The sequence below is a fragment of the Komagataeibacter medellinensis NBRC 3288 genome (assembly GCF_000182745.2).
In the GTDB taxonomy this organism is placed as follows: Bacteria; Pseudomonadota; Alphaproteobacteria; order Acetobacterales; family Acetobacteraceae; genus Komagataeibacter; species Komagataeibacter medellinensis.
This window is the reverse complement of record NC_016027.1, coordinates 2,072,463-2,088,186: the sequence shown is the minus strand read 5'-3', so window position 1 is coordinate 2,088,186 and position 15,724 is coordinate 2,072,463. Positions and strand designations below refer to the sequence as shown.

The 15,724-nt window shown below is 52.1% G+C and carries 9 protein-coding genes and 9 pseudogenes; 11 read left to right on the top strand and 7 right to left on the bottom strand.

The genetic code is table 11. The features are described 5' to 3' along the window. Window positions 1-14 precede the first annotated feature (14 nt). The 4 genes and pseudogenes from galE to GLX_RS17350 all read left to right on the top strand — a co-directional run bounded on the left by galE (window position 15) and on the right by GLX_RS17350 (window position 2,632). Window positions 15-1,049 carry a UDP-glucose 4-epimerase GalE gene (gene galE / locus GLX_RS17360; RefSeq protein ID WP_014105800.1) on the top strand — a complete coding sequence of 345 codons (1,035 nt, stop codon included), beginning with the start codon at window positions 15-17 and terminating at the stop codon, window positions 1,047-1,049. 82 nt (window positions 1,050-1,131) lie between these two features. Continuing rightward, window positions 1,132-1,292: pseudogene (locus GLX_RS18145) on the top strand (transposase); the annotation flags it as partial. A gap of 83 nt (window positions 1,293-1,375) precedes the next feature. Next, window positions 1,376-1,830 (top strand): annotated as a pseudogene (locus GLX_RS17355) (IS5/IS1182 family transposase); the annotation flags it as partial. Between the two features lie 50 nt (window positions 1,831-1,880). Continuing rightward, a protein-coding gene (locus GLX_RS17350) for an IS5 family transposase (RefSeq protein ID WP_148268580.1) occupies window positions 1,881-2,632 on the top strand; the annotation gives its coding sequence in 2 pieces (ribosomal slippage) (window positions 1,881-2,211 and window positions 2,211-2,632; 753 coding nt in all). Window positions 2,633-2,886: 254 nt separating this feature from the next. On the opposite strand, the gene GLX_RS17345 is transcribed toward GLX_RS17350, so the two are convergent. Both GLX_RS17345 and GLX_RS17340 read right to left on the bottom strand, forming a co-directional pair. Continuing rightward, window positions 2,887-4,029 (bottom strand): glycosyltransferase family 32 protein, encoded by a 1,143-nt coding sequence (locus GLX_RS17345; protein WP_014105797.1) that lies wholly within the window; start codon window positions 4,027-4,029, stop codon window positions 2,887-2,889. Between the two features lie 92 nt (window positions 4,030-4,121). Then, window positions 4,122-4,319, bottom strand: a pseudogene (locus GLX_RS17340) (transposase); the annotation flags it as partial. Between the two features lie 77 nt (window positions 4,320-4,396). Between GLX_RS17340 and GLX_RS09760 the strand changes: the two are divergent. Continuing rightward, complete coding sequence (locus tag GLX_RS09760; protein WP_014104060.1) at window positions 4,397-5,476, top strand: IS5 family transposase; 1,080 nt, start codon at window positions 4,397-4,399, stop codon at window positions 5,474-5,476. 133 nt (window positions 5,477-5,609) lie between these two features. Here the strand turns inward: GLX_RS09760 and GLX_RS17335 are convergent. Next, window positions 5,610-6,172 (bottom strand): annotated as a pseudogene (locus GLX_RS17335) (IS5 family transposase); the annotation flags it as partial. 109 nt (window positions 6,173-6,281) lie between these two features. Between GLX_RS17335 and GLX_RS09745 the strand changes: the two are divergent. Further along, window positions 6,282-7,532, top strand: coding sequence for an IS701-like element IS1452 family transposase (locus GLX_RS09745; RefSeq protein WP_012812328.1), 1,251 nt, complete (start codon window positions 6,282-6,284; stop codon window positions 7,530-7,532). 256 nt (window positions 7,533-7,788) lie between these two features. Then, window positions 7,789-7,943, top strand: a pseudogene (locus tag GLX_RS17330) (transposase); the annotation flags it as partial. A gap of 131 nt (window positions 7,944-8,074) precedes the next feature. Here GLX_RS17330 and GLX_RS09740 read toward each other — a convergent pair. Together GLX_RS09740 and GLX_RS09735 are read right to left on the bottom strand one after the other, a co-directional pair. Next, window positions 8,075-9,121 (bottom strand): IS5 family transposase, encoded by a 1,047-nt coding sequence (locus tag GLX_RS09740; RefSeq protein ID WP_014105792.1) that lies wholly within the window; start codon window positions 9,119-9,121, stop codon window positions 8,075-8,077. Window positions 9,122-9,233: 112 nt separating this feature from the next. Next, window positions 9,234-10,484: an IS701-like element IS1452 family transposase gene (locus GLX_RS09735; protein ID WP_012812328.1), complete on the bottom strand. Its 1,251-nt coding sequence runs from the start codon at window positions 10,482-10,484 to the stop codon at window positions 9,234-9,236. Between the two features lie 109 nt (window positions 10,485-10,593). Between GLX_RS09735 and GLX_RS17325 the strand changes: the two are divergent. Next, a pseudogene (locus GLX_RS17325) lies at window positions 10,594-11,350 on the top strand (IS5 family transposase). Window positions 11,351-11,650: 300 nt separating this feature from the next. On the opposite strand, the gene GLX_RS09720 reads toward GLX_RS17325, so the two are convergent. Continuing rightward, a complete protein-coding gene (locus tag GLX_RS09720) occupies window positions 11,651-12,250 on the bottom strand; it encodes a CatB-related O-acetyltransferase (protein WP_014105788.1) in 600 nt (199 codons plus the stop codon). Between the two features lie 480 nt (window positions 12,251-12,730). Between GLX_RS09720 and GLX_RS18140 the strand changes: the two are divergent. Further along, window positions 12,731-12,871, top strand: a pseudogene (locus GLX_RS18140) (IS5/IS1182 family transposase); the annotation flags it as partial. Window positions 12,872-12,905: 34 nt separating this feature from the next. Here GLX_RS18140 and GLX_RS09710 read toward each other — a convergent pair. Then, the gene (locus GLX_RS09710) at window positions 12,906-14,129 is read right to left on the bottom strand and encodes an IS256 family transposase (protein WP_014104109.1); all 1,224 of its coding nucleotides are present in this window, start codon (window positions 14,127-14,129) and stop codon (window positions 12,906-12,908) included. Window positions 14,130-14,189: 60 nt separating this feature from the next. Between GLX_RS09710 and GLX_RS09705 the strand changes: the two are divergent. Both GLX_RS09705 and GLX_RS09700 read left to right on the top strand, forming a co-directional pair. Continuing rightward, a pseudogene (locus GLX_RS09705) lies at window positions 14,190-15,134 on the top strand (IS5 family transposase); the annotation flags it as partial. 220 nt (window positions 15,135-15,354) lie between these two features. Next, a pseudogene (locus GLX_RS09700) lies at window positions 15,355-15,691 on the top strand (transposase); the annotation flags it as partial. Between the last annotated feature and the right edge of the window lie 33 nt (window positions 15,692-15,724).

The window sequence follows — 15,724 nt, the reverse complement described above, 5'->3', positions numbered from 1 at the left end:
GAATTGTCTTTAAAATGAAGTGTTTAGTCACCGGTGGCGCAGGATACGTGGGTAGCCATGTTGTGATCAGTTTGTTGGATGCTGGGCATGAGGTCGCAGTAATTGACAATCTCAGCACAGGGCATCTTGCGGCGTTACCAGATAATATACGCTTCTTTCATATCGACTTACTGGACATTCAAGCCATAAATGAAATTGTCTCTGGCGAAAAATGGGACGTCGTGCTGCATTTTGCTGCACTATCCCTTGTCGGAGAATCTATGAGTAATCCCTTTTATTACCTACGTCAAAATTATGTTACTGCGCTCAATTTGATCGAGACTTGTGCTAATAATGGCATCAAGCGTTTTGTTTTTTCGTCTACAGCCGCTCTTTTTGGAGGGAAAGAACGCGTTTCTTTAATTCCCGACAATGCGCAGATTGAACCCAATTCTCCTTATGGAGAAAGTAAATTCTTGATTGAACGGGCTCTAGTCTGGGCTGACCAAATATGCGGCATGCGCAGTGCATCTCTGCGTTATTTTAATGCGGCTGGTGCAGATCCACAGGGGCGACTGGGAGAAGATCATACGCCAGAAACCCATCTTATCCCATTAACCATCGATACCGCGTTGGGCTTACGGCCTAAATTGAAACTTTTTGGGAATGATTATCCAACTCGAGATGGCACCTGCATTCGTGATTATATTCATGTTACTGATTTAGCTGATGCACATATACGGGTAATAAAACAACTAGACCATCGTTCCGTTACCTATAATTTAGGAAACGGTCTTGGTTTTACCAACTTGGAAGTTCTACAGAGTGTAGAGCGTATTAGTGGTTTGAAACTACCTTGGGAATGGGCCCCTCGTCGCCAAGGCGACCCAGCTGTACTTGTAGCAGATTCTAGTCATATGAGACGAGAAACCGGTTGGGCTCCACGCTATCAAACCATTGACGTAATTGTAGAAACGGCCCTTAAATGGCGGCAGGACAATCCTGACGGGTATAAGATAGTGCCCAATCATTACGATCATCGTACAATGGGAAAATTTGTAAATATTTGATACTATTTTTTTATTCTATGTATAAAGGTTGTGATAGGCTTATATTGCCTTTACTCTGACCGGTTGACGTTGGCAATAGGGTGCCTATGCCCTTTGTGATATCATCCGGGGCCATGTGGTCGAACATCTGGGTGATAAGGATGACGTGCTGGTCATCAATGAAACTGGTTTTTGAAGAAAAGCCAAGCCTCCTATGGTGTAGGGCTGCAGTATACGGGTTCCGTCCGCAAGATCACGAACTGCTAGATGGAAGGTTTGAAAAACCCCTTGGTTTTGAGTAGTCCTTTGTGGTTCCTTCCCTTGTGTCATGGTGAGGGGGTAGTGGCATGAAGCAGCCTGGTTTCTTTGATGTTGAGAAGCGATTTGCTCGCCTGAGTGGTCTTGGTGAGTAGCTTGAAGCGTTTTCCTGCACTGTAGACTTGAAAGTATTCCGTCCTGATCTGGAGAAGGCTCTTGTCTGTTCAGACGGAAGCAAAGGCGGCCGTGACCGCCTGTCTTTTATGCGTTTTCTTGCTCTGGACCTGTTGGATTGGGTGCTCAATTCTAAAACGATCTGGCTGTTTCGTGAACGTCTGACACAGGCCGGCGCGATTGAAAGACTGTCCGGGCGTTTTCAATGCCACACTACGGAACGCTGGTTATCTGCCAATGTAAGGCCAGATCCTGGATGCAACGCTGGTGAGAGGCGTCAAAGCAGCGCAATACCAAGGCGGAGAAGGCGGATCTCGGGGCAAGACGTATCCCCGACGGCTGGAGAGACAGGTCGGCAAAACTTTCGCACTAAGGTCTGTGGGGATTCACAAAGAGCTTGAGATATGATTCAAGCTCTGGATGGAACGTTTTGTACTGACGGATGCCCAATGGGCGCAGATTGAACCTCACTGTCTTGGCAAACCGACTGATCCAGGACGGAGTGGTCGAAACAACCGCCTTTTTATGGAAGCAGTGCTGTGGATTGTAAGAACAGGCAGTCCCTGGCGTGACCTTCCTGCTGTATTTGGCAATTGGAGCACGGCCTTCCGTCGCTTCAGCGACTGGCGGAACGCTGATGTCTTCAAAAGGATTTTCGATGCCCTGTCTGGTGATCCGGACATGGAGTATGTCATGGTCGATGCAACGATCGTGAAAGTTCACCGTCATGGTCAGGGCGCAAAAGGGGGACTCAGAGCCAGGCCATAGGGCGCTCGAAAGGCGGCATGACGACGAAGATTCTCGCGCTGACGGATGCTCTGGGCAATCTGGTGCGCTTTCGCCTGATGCCCGGCCAGCGCTTTGACAGCGTGGACGTGCCACCGTTGATTGACGGTCTCGAATTCGACGCTTTCATCGCAGACAAGGCATTCGACAGCAACAGCATCATTGTCGATCTTGATGAAAGGGGCGCCACGGTTGTCATTTCCCAGCATCCAAGACGCTCAAAGCCACTGCCGCTGGATCGCGAAATATACAAATGGCGTCATCTGATCGAGAATTTCTTCTGTAAACTCAAGGAATTTAAACGTATCGCGATGCGGGCCGACAAAACAGACAAAAGCTTCAGCGCCATGATCTATCTCGTCGCAGCTTTCATTCATTCACGATGAATCCCCACAAACCTTAGAGTGGATCAGCACCCAATTTAGAAAACAAGGCTATAACGCTCCCCGCTCTCCCCCCAGACGCAGAGCGAAAATTATCATCCAGAACCATCAATACCTGTTCGTTGATCCCAAAATCGGGATACTGGTGCCTCAATCAACGGTTCTTCAACCCCTCTATTTTCGTGCAAATTAATATTTATTTATCACCAATAATATTGTTTTATTTAATTAATATATTAATTTTCATAAAATATAAATTATTTTATTTTTATAAGGTTATACTTTAAGAAATGACCAGAAAAGTTTTTATATACATAAAGTCTAAATTCTATATTTTCATAATTACGCTTTGTAGAAAATGTAAAGCGTAATTTTTTTATATTTTTTTTCAAAATATTAAAATAACGTAATTTTTTTATTGTTTTATGATCATTTCCACAAGCAATATCGATGCATAATTTTGAGAATTTTGTCTCTTCTGAAAAGTACACCTCTAGAATATACTTTCCTTTATTCATCTTAAAATAAGGACCAAATATCACTCTTCCTTTAGTATTTAGTGGAATAAATATTCCATATGATGTGCGTGATACTCCGATGGTTTGCAATTCATGACATTTAAAATCCCAAATTTGCGTAGGCTCAGAATATATTTGACGTGCTCGCCATATATCATTATAATTATTTGACCCAGATACTCCAATATGCTTAAGATCTCCTCCGGCTTGTTTATTACGAAGAGCAACTACTGTACCTTCTTTAGACACATAAGTCATATTTAATTTAGGAGACTCTGGGGTAATACAACGGCAGTTTCCAATGTGCTGATTATCGGCAACTACGCTTTGTCCTTTTGCAACCATTGTAGCAATAAATGCACGTCCCAGCACAACAGGACCTGTTGGATAAAGCGGATTTTTCCCATAATATTTATTACGACAATTCTCAATTATGAAATCGATAGCTTTTTTAAATTCCTCTTGCCTAGGAATAGAAAATAGAAGTCCAATTTGTAAAGCAGTCCAGCTATTTGTTATAAAGGGCACATCGCGAAAAGCGGCAACCTCTTTTGTGATCGGGATTTGCCAAGGATTTATCAGCCTGACTCCTAAATCTATATAAATGCCACCATAAATATATAGTAAGCAATATCGTGCTAAGTCACACCGAAAGGCATAAGGTGTAAGCGTATTATAGGCCCACAAAACATCAGGATGAAAATTTTCAGAAATAAATTTTTTTAATTCACGACCATTCCATATTTTTATTTCCGCATGTGGGTAAATTTCTCTAGAATATTCAATATTTATTTTTATAAATTCTGGAATATTCTCTGGAAAATCATCTCCATCAATAATAAAAACATAATGTATTTTATCTATTTTATGATTTTTTCTCATTTTTTTGACAGTTCTGTATAATTTAGGGTAAGGTACCTTCAATTATAGGCAATAATTTTCTATTGTCCATTATGCTGCTTTAGGCTCAGGACTCATAGCCAGAAGATGACGGTTGCAGCGAGACAGATGGCTGAGAAGAAGACGTTCGGGCATCTGTCATAGCGTGTTGCGACCCGCCGCCAGTCCTTGAGGCGGCCGAACATGATTTCGATGCGGTTGCGTCTTTTGTATTTTCGCTTGTCGTATTTGACTGGTTTTCCGCGGGATATTCTTCCCGGAATGCAGGACCTGGAGGGTTCGAAAAACCCCTGGTTCTGGCCCTCTGTGTGTGATTCCCTCTCTTCTGTGATGATTGAGGGAATGGCTCATGAAGCAGCCGGGCTTCTTTGATGTGGACGAGCGACTAGCCCGTTTGAGTGGCCTTGGCGATCAGCTCGAAGCGTTTTCTCGGACTGTGGATTTTGAGGTGTTCCGTCCTGATCTGGACAGGGCTCTGGCCTATGCGGACGGAAGTAAAGGTGGCCGTCCCCCGTTTGATCCGGTGCTGATGTTCAAGATCCTGGTGATCCAGACGCTGAACAATCTCTCCGACGAGCGAACGGAGTATCTGATCAACGACCGGCTGTCCTTCATGCGCTTCCTCGGCCTGGCGTTATCGGACCGGGTGCCTGACGCCAAAACGGTCTGGCTGTTCCGTGAACGGCTGACCGAGGCTGGCGCCATCCAGAAGCTGTTCGAGCGCTTTGACGCCACCCTGCGAAACGCCGGGTATCTGCCGATGTCCGGCCAGATCCTGGATGCCACGCTGGTGGCGGCGCCAAAGCAGCGCAATACCAACGCGGAGAAAGTTGATCTTCGGGAAGGCCGCATTCCGCAGGACTGGCAGGACAAGCCTGCCAAGTTGTCCCACAAGGATCGCCATGCGCGATGGACACTGAAGTTCACGAAGGCAAAGCGGCAGGAGGACGGGACGCTCCCGTCCACGGACCTCGCCATCCCGTTCTTTGGCTACAAATCGCATATTTCCATCGATCGAAAGTTTCGACTGATCCGGAAATGGAAAGCGACGGATGCCGCCGCCAGTGATGGTGCCAGGCTGCGCGAGGGCTTGCTCGATAAAACCAATACGGCCTCAAGCGTTTGGGCCGACACCGCGTATCGCTCGAAAGCCAATGAGGACTTCATGGACAAAGAGGGTTTCGTCTCGAAGGTTCACAGGAAAAAGCCGCATCTCAAGCCCATGCCTCGCCATATCCAGCGCTCTAACGCAGGGAAGTCCGTCATCCGATCCCGCGTCGAGCATGTCTTTGCCGATCAGAAATCGCAGACGGGATTGTTCGTCCGGACCGTGGGCATTACCCGGGCCACCATGAGGATTGGCTTGGCCAATATCGTCTACAACATGCGCCGCTTCCTCTTCCTCGAGAGGTTGAACGCGGCCGCGTAGCTATCCCATTGGCGACAGCGTCCGATCTGCTCAAGACGCAGATCAAAAGTCACCCCAAGAACCGTCAATCAGCACGACAAAAGCCTGAAATCAGGAACCACGCGCGCCAATCAACGGTTCTTCGATCCCTCCACCTGATCCCTTTTTCCTCCAGGGCATCCCGGAACCAGTCAGCATCATAACCCCGATCCACCAGCAACCACTGTGCCATGGGAAGGTTGTCCAGCAGAGCAGAGGCTCCGGTGTAATCACTGATCTGTCCGGCTGTCATAAAGAAGCTCAGCGGTCGTCCGTTCTGATCGGTGACCGCATACAGCTTGGTGTTCATGCCCCCTTTAGTGCGTCCGATCAGGCGGCCTGGATCCCCTTTTTTAACCGCAGGCTTGAAGCCGTGCGGTGTGCCTTGAGATAGGTCGCATCAATCATAATAGTCTGAGGCTCAGCCTTCACGGCAGACAGGCCATCCATCATCCGCATGAAAATGCCCATGTCGCCCCAACGCTTCCAACGGTTGTAGAGCGTCTTGTGCGGACCGTATTCCTGGGGTGCATCACGCCAGCGCATACCATTGCGGTTCACAAAAATGATGCCGCTCAGCACGCGGCGGTCATCAACGCGAGGTTTACCATGGCTCTTGGGAAAAAACGGCCGCAGACGCTCCATCTGTTCATCCGTCAGCCAAAACAGGTCGCTCATCTTCAGTCTCCTTGCAGAGCCTGAAGCAAAATTCCCTACACAAATCAATGGGTCCTGAGCCTAGCACTACAGTTGCATTTTGTGTTGAGTTCTGAATCTATGGGTAACCATGATTCAGGATATGATGAGTGGCGGTACGTCTGTTGAAGAGACGCTGGAATTATGGGCGCGCTCGCTTCGGTCCGCCAAGGATCGGATGGCGCCGCTGTTCACGCAAAAACGTGTCGTAGATTCGGCCTGTGCTTTTCTTGATGTTTTGATTGGCAATGAACCACGCAAGACGGGATGGATGCGAGCGGAAGCCGCAGGAGATCCTGGTCCATGGCGGCAGCAGGCGCTTCTGGGACGCGGGCACTGGGATGCCGATGCCCTTCGTGACGTCGTCAGGGATTATGTGATTGAGCATCTGGGCACTGAAGAGGGCGTGCTGGTCATTGATGAGACCGGTTTTCTGAAGAAGGGTCAGGCGTCCTGCGGTGTGGGGCGGCAGTATACGGGATCTGCCGGCAAGATCACGAACTGCCAGATTGGTGTGTTTGGCGCTTATGTTTCGGAACGGGGGCATGCCTTTATTGACCGCGCCCTGTATCTCCCGAAAGACTGGACATCAAAGCCTGAGCGTCTGAAGCGGGCCCACGTTCCCGATGACGTGGTGTTTGCAACCAAACCGGCGTTAGCCTCGATGATGATTGAGCGAAGTATTGAGGCCGGTGTGCCGTTCCGCTGGGTTGCAGCAGACAGCGTGTATGGCGTGGGCGACGTAGAACGCACGCTTCGCCGGGCAGGAATTGGATATGTGCTTGGGGTCAAGGGCAATCACTGGTTCGGATCATGGGCAACGGAACCGCTGATTGCCGGAGAGGCGAAAGATATTGCAGCAGGACTGCCAGACCAGGCCTGGCGTCGTCTGTCAGCGGGGCACGGCACAAAAGGTGAGCGACTTTATGACTGGGCGTATCTTCCGCTTGCTGATCTGGATGCTGAAGAATTTGACTGCCCTATAGCCGGACCATGGACACGTGGCCTGTTGATCCGCCGAAACATCGCTGACGGGGACCTTGCCTATTTTACGACCTGGAGCCCGAAAGGGACAACCACGCAGGAACTGGTGAACGTTGAAGGGACGCGCTGGAGGATCGAAGAAGGGTTCGAGACGGCCAAAAACGAATTTGGTCTTGATCATAACGAGACCCGCTCCTGGCATGGTTGGCATCGGCACGTCTCTCTGGTCATGCTGGCCTATGCCGTCATGGCCAGTGTCCGTTACCAGGCAAACTCACTGAAACCGAAAAAAACACAACTCAGAACACGACAGTCCTTGTCCGCTGGTCCATTCAGGAGATCAGGCGCCTCGTCGTAAAACTTGCACAACGCAGACTACCCGTCTCTCACATCCTCAGATGGTCCGTCTTTCGACGAACGCATCAGGCCAGTGCTATCCGCGCTCACTCACGACACAAAATGCAACTGTAGTGCTAGCGGCGATTCGCGCCTGATAAACATCACTCGGGCCTGTTACTGCGTGTCGTCAGTTAACCGCTGGTCCTGACGGCTGAGGGTTGTACTTTCTGTCTCTCTGTGCTGATTGTTTCTCCTTCTTTTTGGGAGGCAGATAGATGCGGCGCTACGGTTACGCGATGATCAGTGGGAGCGGATAAAGGATCTTCTTCCCGGTCGTGAAGGTCATGTCGGCGGCACGGCTGCGGACAACCGTCTGTTTGTGGAAGCCGTGTTGTATCGTTACCGTGCAGGCATCCCCTGGCGTGACCTGGAGGGATCGAAGAACCGTTGATTGGCGCGCGTGGTTCCTGATTTCAGGCTTTTGTCGTGCTGATTGACGGTTCTTGGGGTGACTTTTGATCTGCGTCTTGAGCAGATCGGACGCTGTCGCCAATGGGATAGCTACGCGGCCGCGTTCAACCTCTCGAGGAAGAGGAAGCGGCGCATGTTGTAGACGATATTGGCCAAGCCAATCCTCATGGTGGCCCGGGTAATGCCCACGGTCCGGACGAACAATCCCGTCTGCGATTTCTGATCGGCAAAGACATGCTCGACGCGGGATCGGATGACGGACTTCCCTGCGTTAGAGCGCTGGATATGGCGGGGCATGGGCTTGAGATGCGGCTTTTTCCTGTGAACCTTCGAGACGAAACCCTCTTTGTCCATGAAGTCCTCATTGGCTTTCGAGCGATACGCGGTGTCGGCCCAAACGCTTGAGGCCGTATTGGTTTTATCGAGCAAGCCCTCGCGCAGCCTGGCACCATCACTGGCGGCGGCATCCGTCGCTTTCCATTTCCGGATCAGTCGAAACTTTCGATCGATGAAAATATGCGATTTGTAGCCAAAGAACGGGATGGCGAGGTCCGTGGACGGGAGCGTCCCGTCCTCCTGCCGCTTTGCCTTCGTGAACTTCAGTGTCCATCGCGCATGGCGATCCTTGTGGGACAACTTGGCAGGCTTGTCCTGCCAGTCCTGCGGAATGCGGCCTTCCCGAAGATCAACTTTCTCCGCGTTGGTATTGCGCTGCTTTGGCGCCGCCACCAGCGTGGCATCCAGGATCTGGCCGGACATCGGCAGATACCCGGCGTTTCGCAGGGTGGCGTCAAAGCGCTCGAACAGCTTCTGGATGGCGCCAGCCTCGGTCAGCCGTTCACGGAACAGCCAGACCGTTTTGGCGTCAGGCACCCGGTCCGATAACGCCAGGCCGAGGAAGCGCATGAAGGACAGCCGGTCGTTGATCAGATACTCCGTTCGCTCGTCGGAGAGATTGTTCAGCGTCTGGATCACCAGGATCTTGAACATCAGCACCGGATCAAACGGGGGACGGCCACCTTTACTTCCGTCCGCATAGGCCAGAGCCCTGTCCAGATCAGGACGGAACACCTCAAAATCCACAGTCCGAGAAAACGCTTCGAGCTGATCGCCAAGGCCACTCAAACGGGCTAGCACTACAGTTGCATTTTGTGTCGTGAGTGAGCGCGGATAGCACTGGCCTGATGCGTTCGTCGAAAGACGGACCATCTGAGGATGTGAGAGACGGGTAGTCTGCGTTGTGCAAGTTTTACGACGAGGCGCCTGATCTCCTGAATGGACCAGCGGACAAGGACTGTCGTGTTCTGAGTTGTGTTTTTTTCGGTTTCAGTGAGTTTGCCTGGTAACGGACACTGGCCATGACGGCATAGGCCAGCATGACCAGAGAGACGTGCCGATGCCAACCATGCCAGGAGCGGGTCTCGTTATGATCAAGACCAAATTCGTTTTTGGCCGTCTCGAACCCTTCTTCGATCCTCCAGCGCGTCCCTTCAACGTTCACCAGTTCCTGCGTGGTTGTCCCTTTCGGGCTCCAGGTCGTAAAATAGGCAAGGTCCCCGTCAGCGATGTTTCGGCGGATCAACAGGCCACGTGTCCATGGTCCGGCTATAGGGCAGTCAAATTCTTCAGCATCCAGATCAGCAAGCGGAAGATACGCCCAGTCATAAAGTCGCTCACCTTTTGTGCCGTGCCCCGCTGACAGACGACGCCAGGCCTGGTCTGGCAGTCCTGCTGCAATATCTTTCGCCTCTCCGGCAATCAGCGGTTCCGTTGCCCATGATCCGAACCAGTGATTGCCCTTGACCCCAAGCACATATCCAATTCCTGCCCGGCGAAGCGTGCGTTCTACGTCGCCCACGCCATACACGCTGTCTGCTGCAACCCAGCGGAACGGCACACCGGCCTCAATACTTCGCTCAATCATCATCGAGGCTAACGCCGGTTTGGTTGCAAACACCACGTCATCGGGAACGTGGGCCCGCTTCAGACGCTCAGGCTTTGATGTCCAGTCTTTCGGGAGATACAGGGCGCGGTCAATAAAGGCATGCCCCCGTTCCGAAACATAAGCGCCAAACACACCAATCTGGCAGTTCGTGATCTTGCCGGCAGATCCCGTATACTGCCGCCCCACACCGCAGGACGCCTGACCCTTCTTCAGAAAACCGGTCTCATCAATGACCAGCACGCCCTCTTCAGTGCCCAGATGCTCAATCACATAATCCCTGACGACGTCACGAAGGGCATCGGCATCCCAGTGCCCGCGTCCCAGAAGCGCCTGCTGCCGCCATGGACCAGGATCTCCTGCGGCTTCCGCTCGCATCCATCCCGTCTTGCGTGGTTCATTGCCAATCAAAACATCAAGAAAAGCACAGGCCGAATCTACGACACGTTTTTGCGTGAACAGCGGCGCCATCCGATCCTTGGCGGACCGAAGCGAGCGCGCCCATAATTCCAGCGTCTCTTCAACAGACGTACCGCCACTCATCATATCCTGAATCATGGTTACCCATAGATTCAGAACTCAACACAAAATGCAACTGTAGTGCTAGGCTCAGGACCCATTGATTTGTGTAGGGAATTTTGCTTCAGGCTCTGCAAGGAGACTGAAGATGAGCGACCTGTTTTGGCTGACGGATGAACAGATGGAGCGTCTGCGGCCGTTTTTTCCCAAGAGCCATGGTAAACCTCGCGTTGATGACCGCCGCGTGCTGAGCGGCATCATTTTTGTGAACCGCAATGGTATGCGCTGGCGTGATGCAGCCCGGGAATACGGTCCGCACAAGACGCTCTACAACCGTTAGAAGCGTTGGGGCGACATGGGCATTTTCATGCGGATGATGATGGCCTGTCTGCCGTGAAGGCTGAGCCTCAGACTATTATGATTGATGCGATCTATCTCAAGGCACACCGCACGGCTTCAAGCCTGCGGTTAAAAAAGGGGATCCAGGCCGCCTGATCGGACGCACTAAAGGGGGCATGAACACCAAGCTGTATGCGGTCACCGATCAGAACGGACGACCGCTGAGCTTCTTTATGACAGCCGGACAGATCAGTGATTACACCGGAGCCTCTGCTCTGCTGGACAACCTTCCCATGGCACAGTGGTTGCTGGCGGATCGGGGTTATGATGCTGACTGGTTCCGGGATGCCCTGGAGGAAAAAGGGATCAGGCCCTGCATTCCGGGAAGAATATCCCGCGGAAAACCAGTCAAATACGACAAGCGAAAATACAAAAGACGCAACCGCATCGAAATCATGTTCGGCCGCCTCAAGGACTGGCGGCGGGTCGCAACACGCTATGACAGATGCCCGACTGTCTTCTTCTCAGCCATCTGCCTCGCTGCAACCGTCATCTTCTGGCTATGAGTCCTGAGCCTAGTCGCTCGTCCACATCAAAGAAGCCCGGCTGCTTCATGAGCCATTCCCTCAATCATCACAGAAGAGAGGGAATCACACACAGAGGGCCAGAACCAGGGGTTTTTCGAACCCTCCAACTACCACCCTGGTTTCATTTCGTGAATCCAGGCACAAGCTATTTCTGCAACAAAGCCGTAAAGCGGCTGTGTTTTATCCGTCCGTGCCCTTCCCTATCGGACTCTACTTTAAAATATTTATATTTTAGAAGGGTGCGTCAAATATAAATAAAATTTTTGTAGATAAATACTTCTATTTTGATAACTTCTCAAATGCCTGCAAAAAGTTCTCGATATCATCACTCATCAATAACTTCATGCGTTCGCGTATCATTTCATCAGGCCAGTCCCACCAAGCGACCGCTAATAATCGCTCAATGATTTTTTCGGAAAAGCGATATTTGATGATTCGCGCCGGATTGCCACCTACAATGGCATAAGGGGGAACGTCCTTAGTTACTACAGCAGCAGTAGCGATAACGGCGCCTGTTCCAATAGTCACACCGGACATAATATTGGCCCGCGCGCCGATCCATACATCATTGCCAATAACGATATCCCCTTTTGTTGAGTGGTCGTCTGTTGAATCCACCGATTCGGGCCAGAAACCGCACAGGGCCTTAAAAGGATAGGTTGTAACCGTATCTACACGATGGTTGCCCAAAATCATGAGTACTTCACGTGCGATTGAACAATATTTTCCTATTTTAAGGTTTGCAAATTCGGTCTCTATGACAATGGGAGAGCCTGGAGCACCGTATGTATGTTCTCCGATTTCCCAGCCCCATTTCTCGATCTCATAAGCTCGAGTGTAACATAAAAGTAGATCAAAGATATTCTTACCGTAATACATGAAGACTATGTTCTCCCGTCCTGGGTGGATCATTCCATTGTTGATATACGATCTCGGGTGCCAGTCATAAGGATCGAATTGAGTGATATGATGACCTGTGCTTCGCCAAGATACAATATCAGAATCTGCTCATATACTCTGACGTGCCTCCCCCCGAAATGTAACCATTTAAAAGTGGAGTCTGATCGGGAAGGACACGGACGGATGAAACGCAACCGCTTTCGGTCCGATATCTCCAGGACACTCTGGCGCTGAGTAAACGCCGGGTATGTGCCCTTGCCAGTCTTGCCAGACGTGTTGCGCGGTATGTTCCTACCCGGACTGACGATGCCGTTTTGCGGCAGTGTTTACGGGATATGGCGGGTCAGAGGCGCCGGTTTGGGTATCGCCGCCTGAGCGACCTGGAGGGTTCGAAAAACCCCTGGTTCTGGCCCTCTGTGTGTGATTCCCTCTCTTCTGTGATGATTGAGGGAATGGCTCATGAAGCAGCCGGGCTTCTTTGATGTGGACGAGCGACTAGCCCGTTTGAGTGGCCTTGGCGATCAGCTCGAAGCGTTTTCTCGGACTGTGGATTTTGAGGTGTTCCGTCCTGATCTGGACAGGGCTCTGGCCTATGCGGACGAGACTGTGTAGAATTTTGTGCGGTGCCATTTTTTCAGGCCATTGGGAAACGATCATCGAACATGATAGCGAGCTGGCATCTGACAGCGTACCATTCGCGCACTGAGCGCTTCCACTGTGCTGAGGTAGCATTGAGCGCCAGGTAAATCAATTTTGCTGCGGCCTCTTCACTGGGGAAATGGCCGCGGGTGCGCACGGCACGACGGATCTTTGAGTTCAGGGCCTCAATGGCATTTGTTGTGTAAATCAACCTGCGCACTTCTGGAGGATAATCGAGGAACGGAATGACCTCATTCCATGCCCTGCGCCAACTGGGCGCGATGGCCGGGTATTGTCTGCCCAGATCGCTTTCTTCGAACCCGCCGAGGGCTGCCTCGGCCTCTGTGGCGTCCACTGCTGTATAGATTGCCTTGAGAGCTGTGGCGATGGCCTTGCGGTCCTTGTAGCTGGCAAAGCTCATGGAATGACGCAGCAGATGAACGATACACGTCTGAATGCGGGTTCTGGGGAAGACCGCCTCAATGGCCTGCGGAAAGCCCTTCAGCCCGTCGACTACGGCGATCAGGATGTCCTGCACACCCCGATTGCGCAGGTCGCTGAGGACCTTGGCCCAGAATTTGGCCCCTTCATTCGCCTGGAACCACAGCCCCAGAACGTCCCGTGTGCCGTCAGGCAGGATCGCGAGCGCCACGAAGACAGCCTTGTTCGAGACAGTCCCATCACTGCGGATATTGACCCGGATCGCGTCCATGAAGACGATCGGGTAGCAGGGTTCCAGCGGACGGTTCTGCCAGGCGGCGACCTCCTCCATCACGGCGTCGGTAATCGCGGAAATGAGGCTCGGGGAGGCCTCAACGCCATAGATTTCTTCAATATGCCCCTGGATTTCGCGGGTTGTCAGACCTCGGGCATACATGCTGATGATCTTGCGGTCGAACTCGGGAAAGCGACGCTGATACTTTGCAATCAACATCGGATCAAACGTACCGTTCCGATCCCGGGGAATATCCAGAACAACCTTGCCGCTCTGTGTCGTCACGGTCTTCTGGCTATTGCCGTTTCTGCGGTTGGGCGGCTGATTATCCTCAGCAGAGGCGCCATCGGCGCGCTCCTCATCAAGATGAAGTGTCATCTCCGTGTTGAGCGCCCGCTCCGCCAGAGCCTTCGTCAATTCCGAGAGTATGCCGCTTTTGCCAAACAGGTCGCCCGGTGAACGACCTTCCATCAGACGGTCCAGAAGATCTTTATCAATGCTCATGCGGGGGCTCCTCTTCGAGCAGATTATCACCGCACCGCACAAAATTCAGGATAGTCCCATGCGGACGGAAGTAAAGGTGGCCGTCCCCCGTTTGATCCGGTGCTGATGTTCAAGATCCTGGTGATCCAGACGCTGAACAATCTCTCCGACGAGCGAACGGAGTATCTGATCAACGACCGGCTGTCCTTCATGCGCTTCCTCGGCCTGGCGTTATCGGACCGGGTGCCTGACGCCAAAACGGTCTGGCTGTTCCGTGAACGGCTGACCGAGGCTGGCGCCATCCAGAAGCTGTTCGAGCGCTTTGACGCCACCCTGCGAAACGCCGGGTATCTGCCGATGTCCGGCCAGATCCTGGATGCCACGCTGGTGGCGGCGCCAAAGCAGCGCAATACCAACGCGGAGAAAGTTGATCTTCGGGAAGGCCGCATTCCGCAGGACTGGCAGGACAAGCCTGCCAAGTTGTCCCACAAGGATCGCCATGCGCGATGGACACTGAAGTTCACGAAGGCAAAGCGGCAGGAGGACGGGACGCTCCCGTCCACGGACCTCGCCATTCCGTTCTTTGGCTACAAATCGCATATTTTCATCGATCGAAAGTTTCGACTGATCCGGAAATGGAAAGCGACGGATGCCGCCGCCAGTGATGGTGCCAGGCTGCGCGAGGGCTTGCTCGATAAAACCAATACGGCCTCAAGCGTTTGGGCCGACACCGCGTATCGCTCGAAAGCCAATGAGGACTTCATGGACAAAGAGGGTTTCGTCTCGAAGGTTCACAGGAAAAAGCCGCATCTCAAGCCCATGCCCCGCCATATCCAGCGCTCTAACGCAGGGAAGTCCGTCATCCGATCCCGCGTCGAGCATGTCTTTGCCGATCAGAAATCGCAGACGGGATTGTTCATCCGGACCGTGGGCATTACCCGGGCCACCATGAGGATTGGCTTGGCCAATATCGTCTACAACATGCGCCGCTTCCTCTTCCTCGAGAGGTTGAACGCGGCCGCGTAGCTATCCCATTGGCGACAGCGTCCGATCTGCTCAAGACGTAGATCAAAAGTCACCCCAAGAACCGTCAATCAGCACGACAAAAGCCTGAAATCAGGAACCACGCGCGCCAATCAACAGTTCTTCGATCCCTCCAGCTGATTATGATGAGCAAGCCGCCATCCCCGATCTACCGCACGACGAACTGGCCTTCGTATAATGCCGCGCTGAAGCAGCGAGGCTCGCTGACGGCGCCTATGACACCCGAAGCTGCCACAACATCATCGTAAAACGAGGTGCCGATGCAATCATTCTACCCCGACGAAATGCAAAACCGTGGCGCCCGGGCCAGAAATGAGGCCATACGGGCTTCAGAACGCTTCGGGCGGGCGATCTGGCGACGCTGGAGCGGGTATCACCGCCGAAGCCGCGTCGAGACGAAAATGCACTGCATCAAACTGCTCGGCCAGCGCCTCACGGCGAGAGACTTTGATCGTCAGGTCACGGAGTTCTTCGTGCGTATCGCGATCCTCAATCAGTTTACCGCGCTCGGAATCCCACTCACCGAGGCTATTCAGTAAATCATAAGTCCCAGAATGGGAGGTCCATAACCA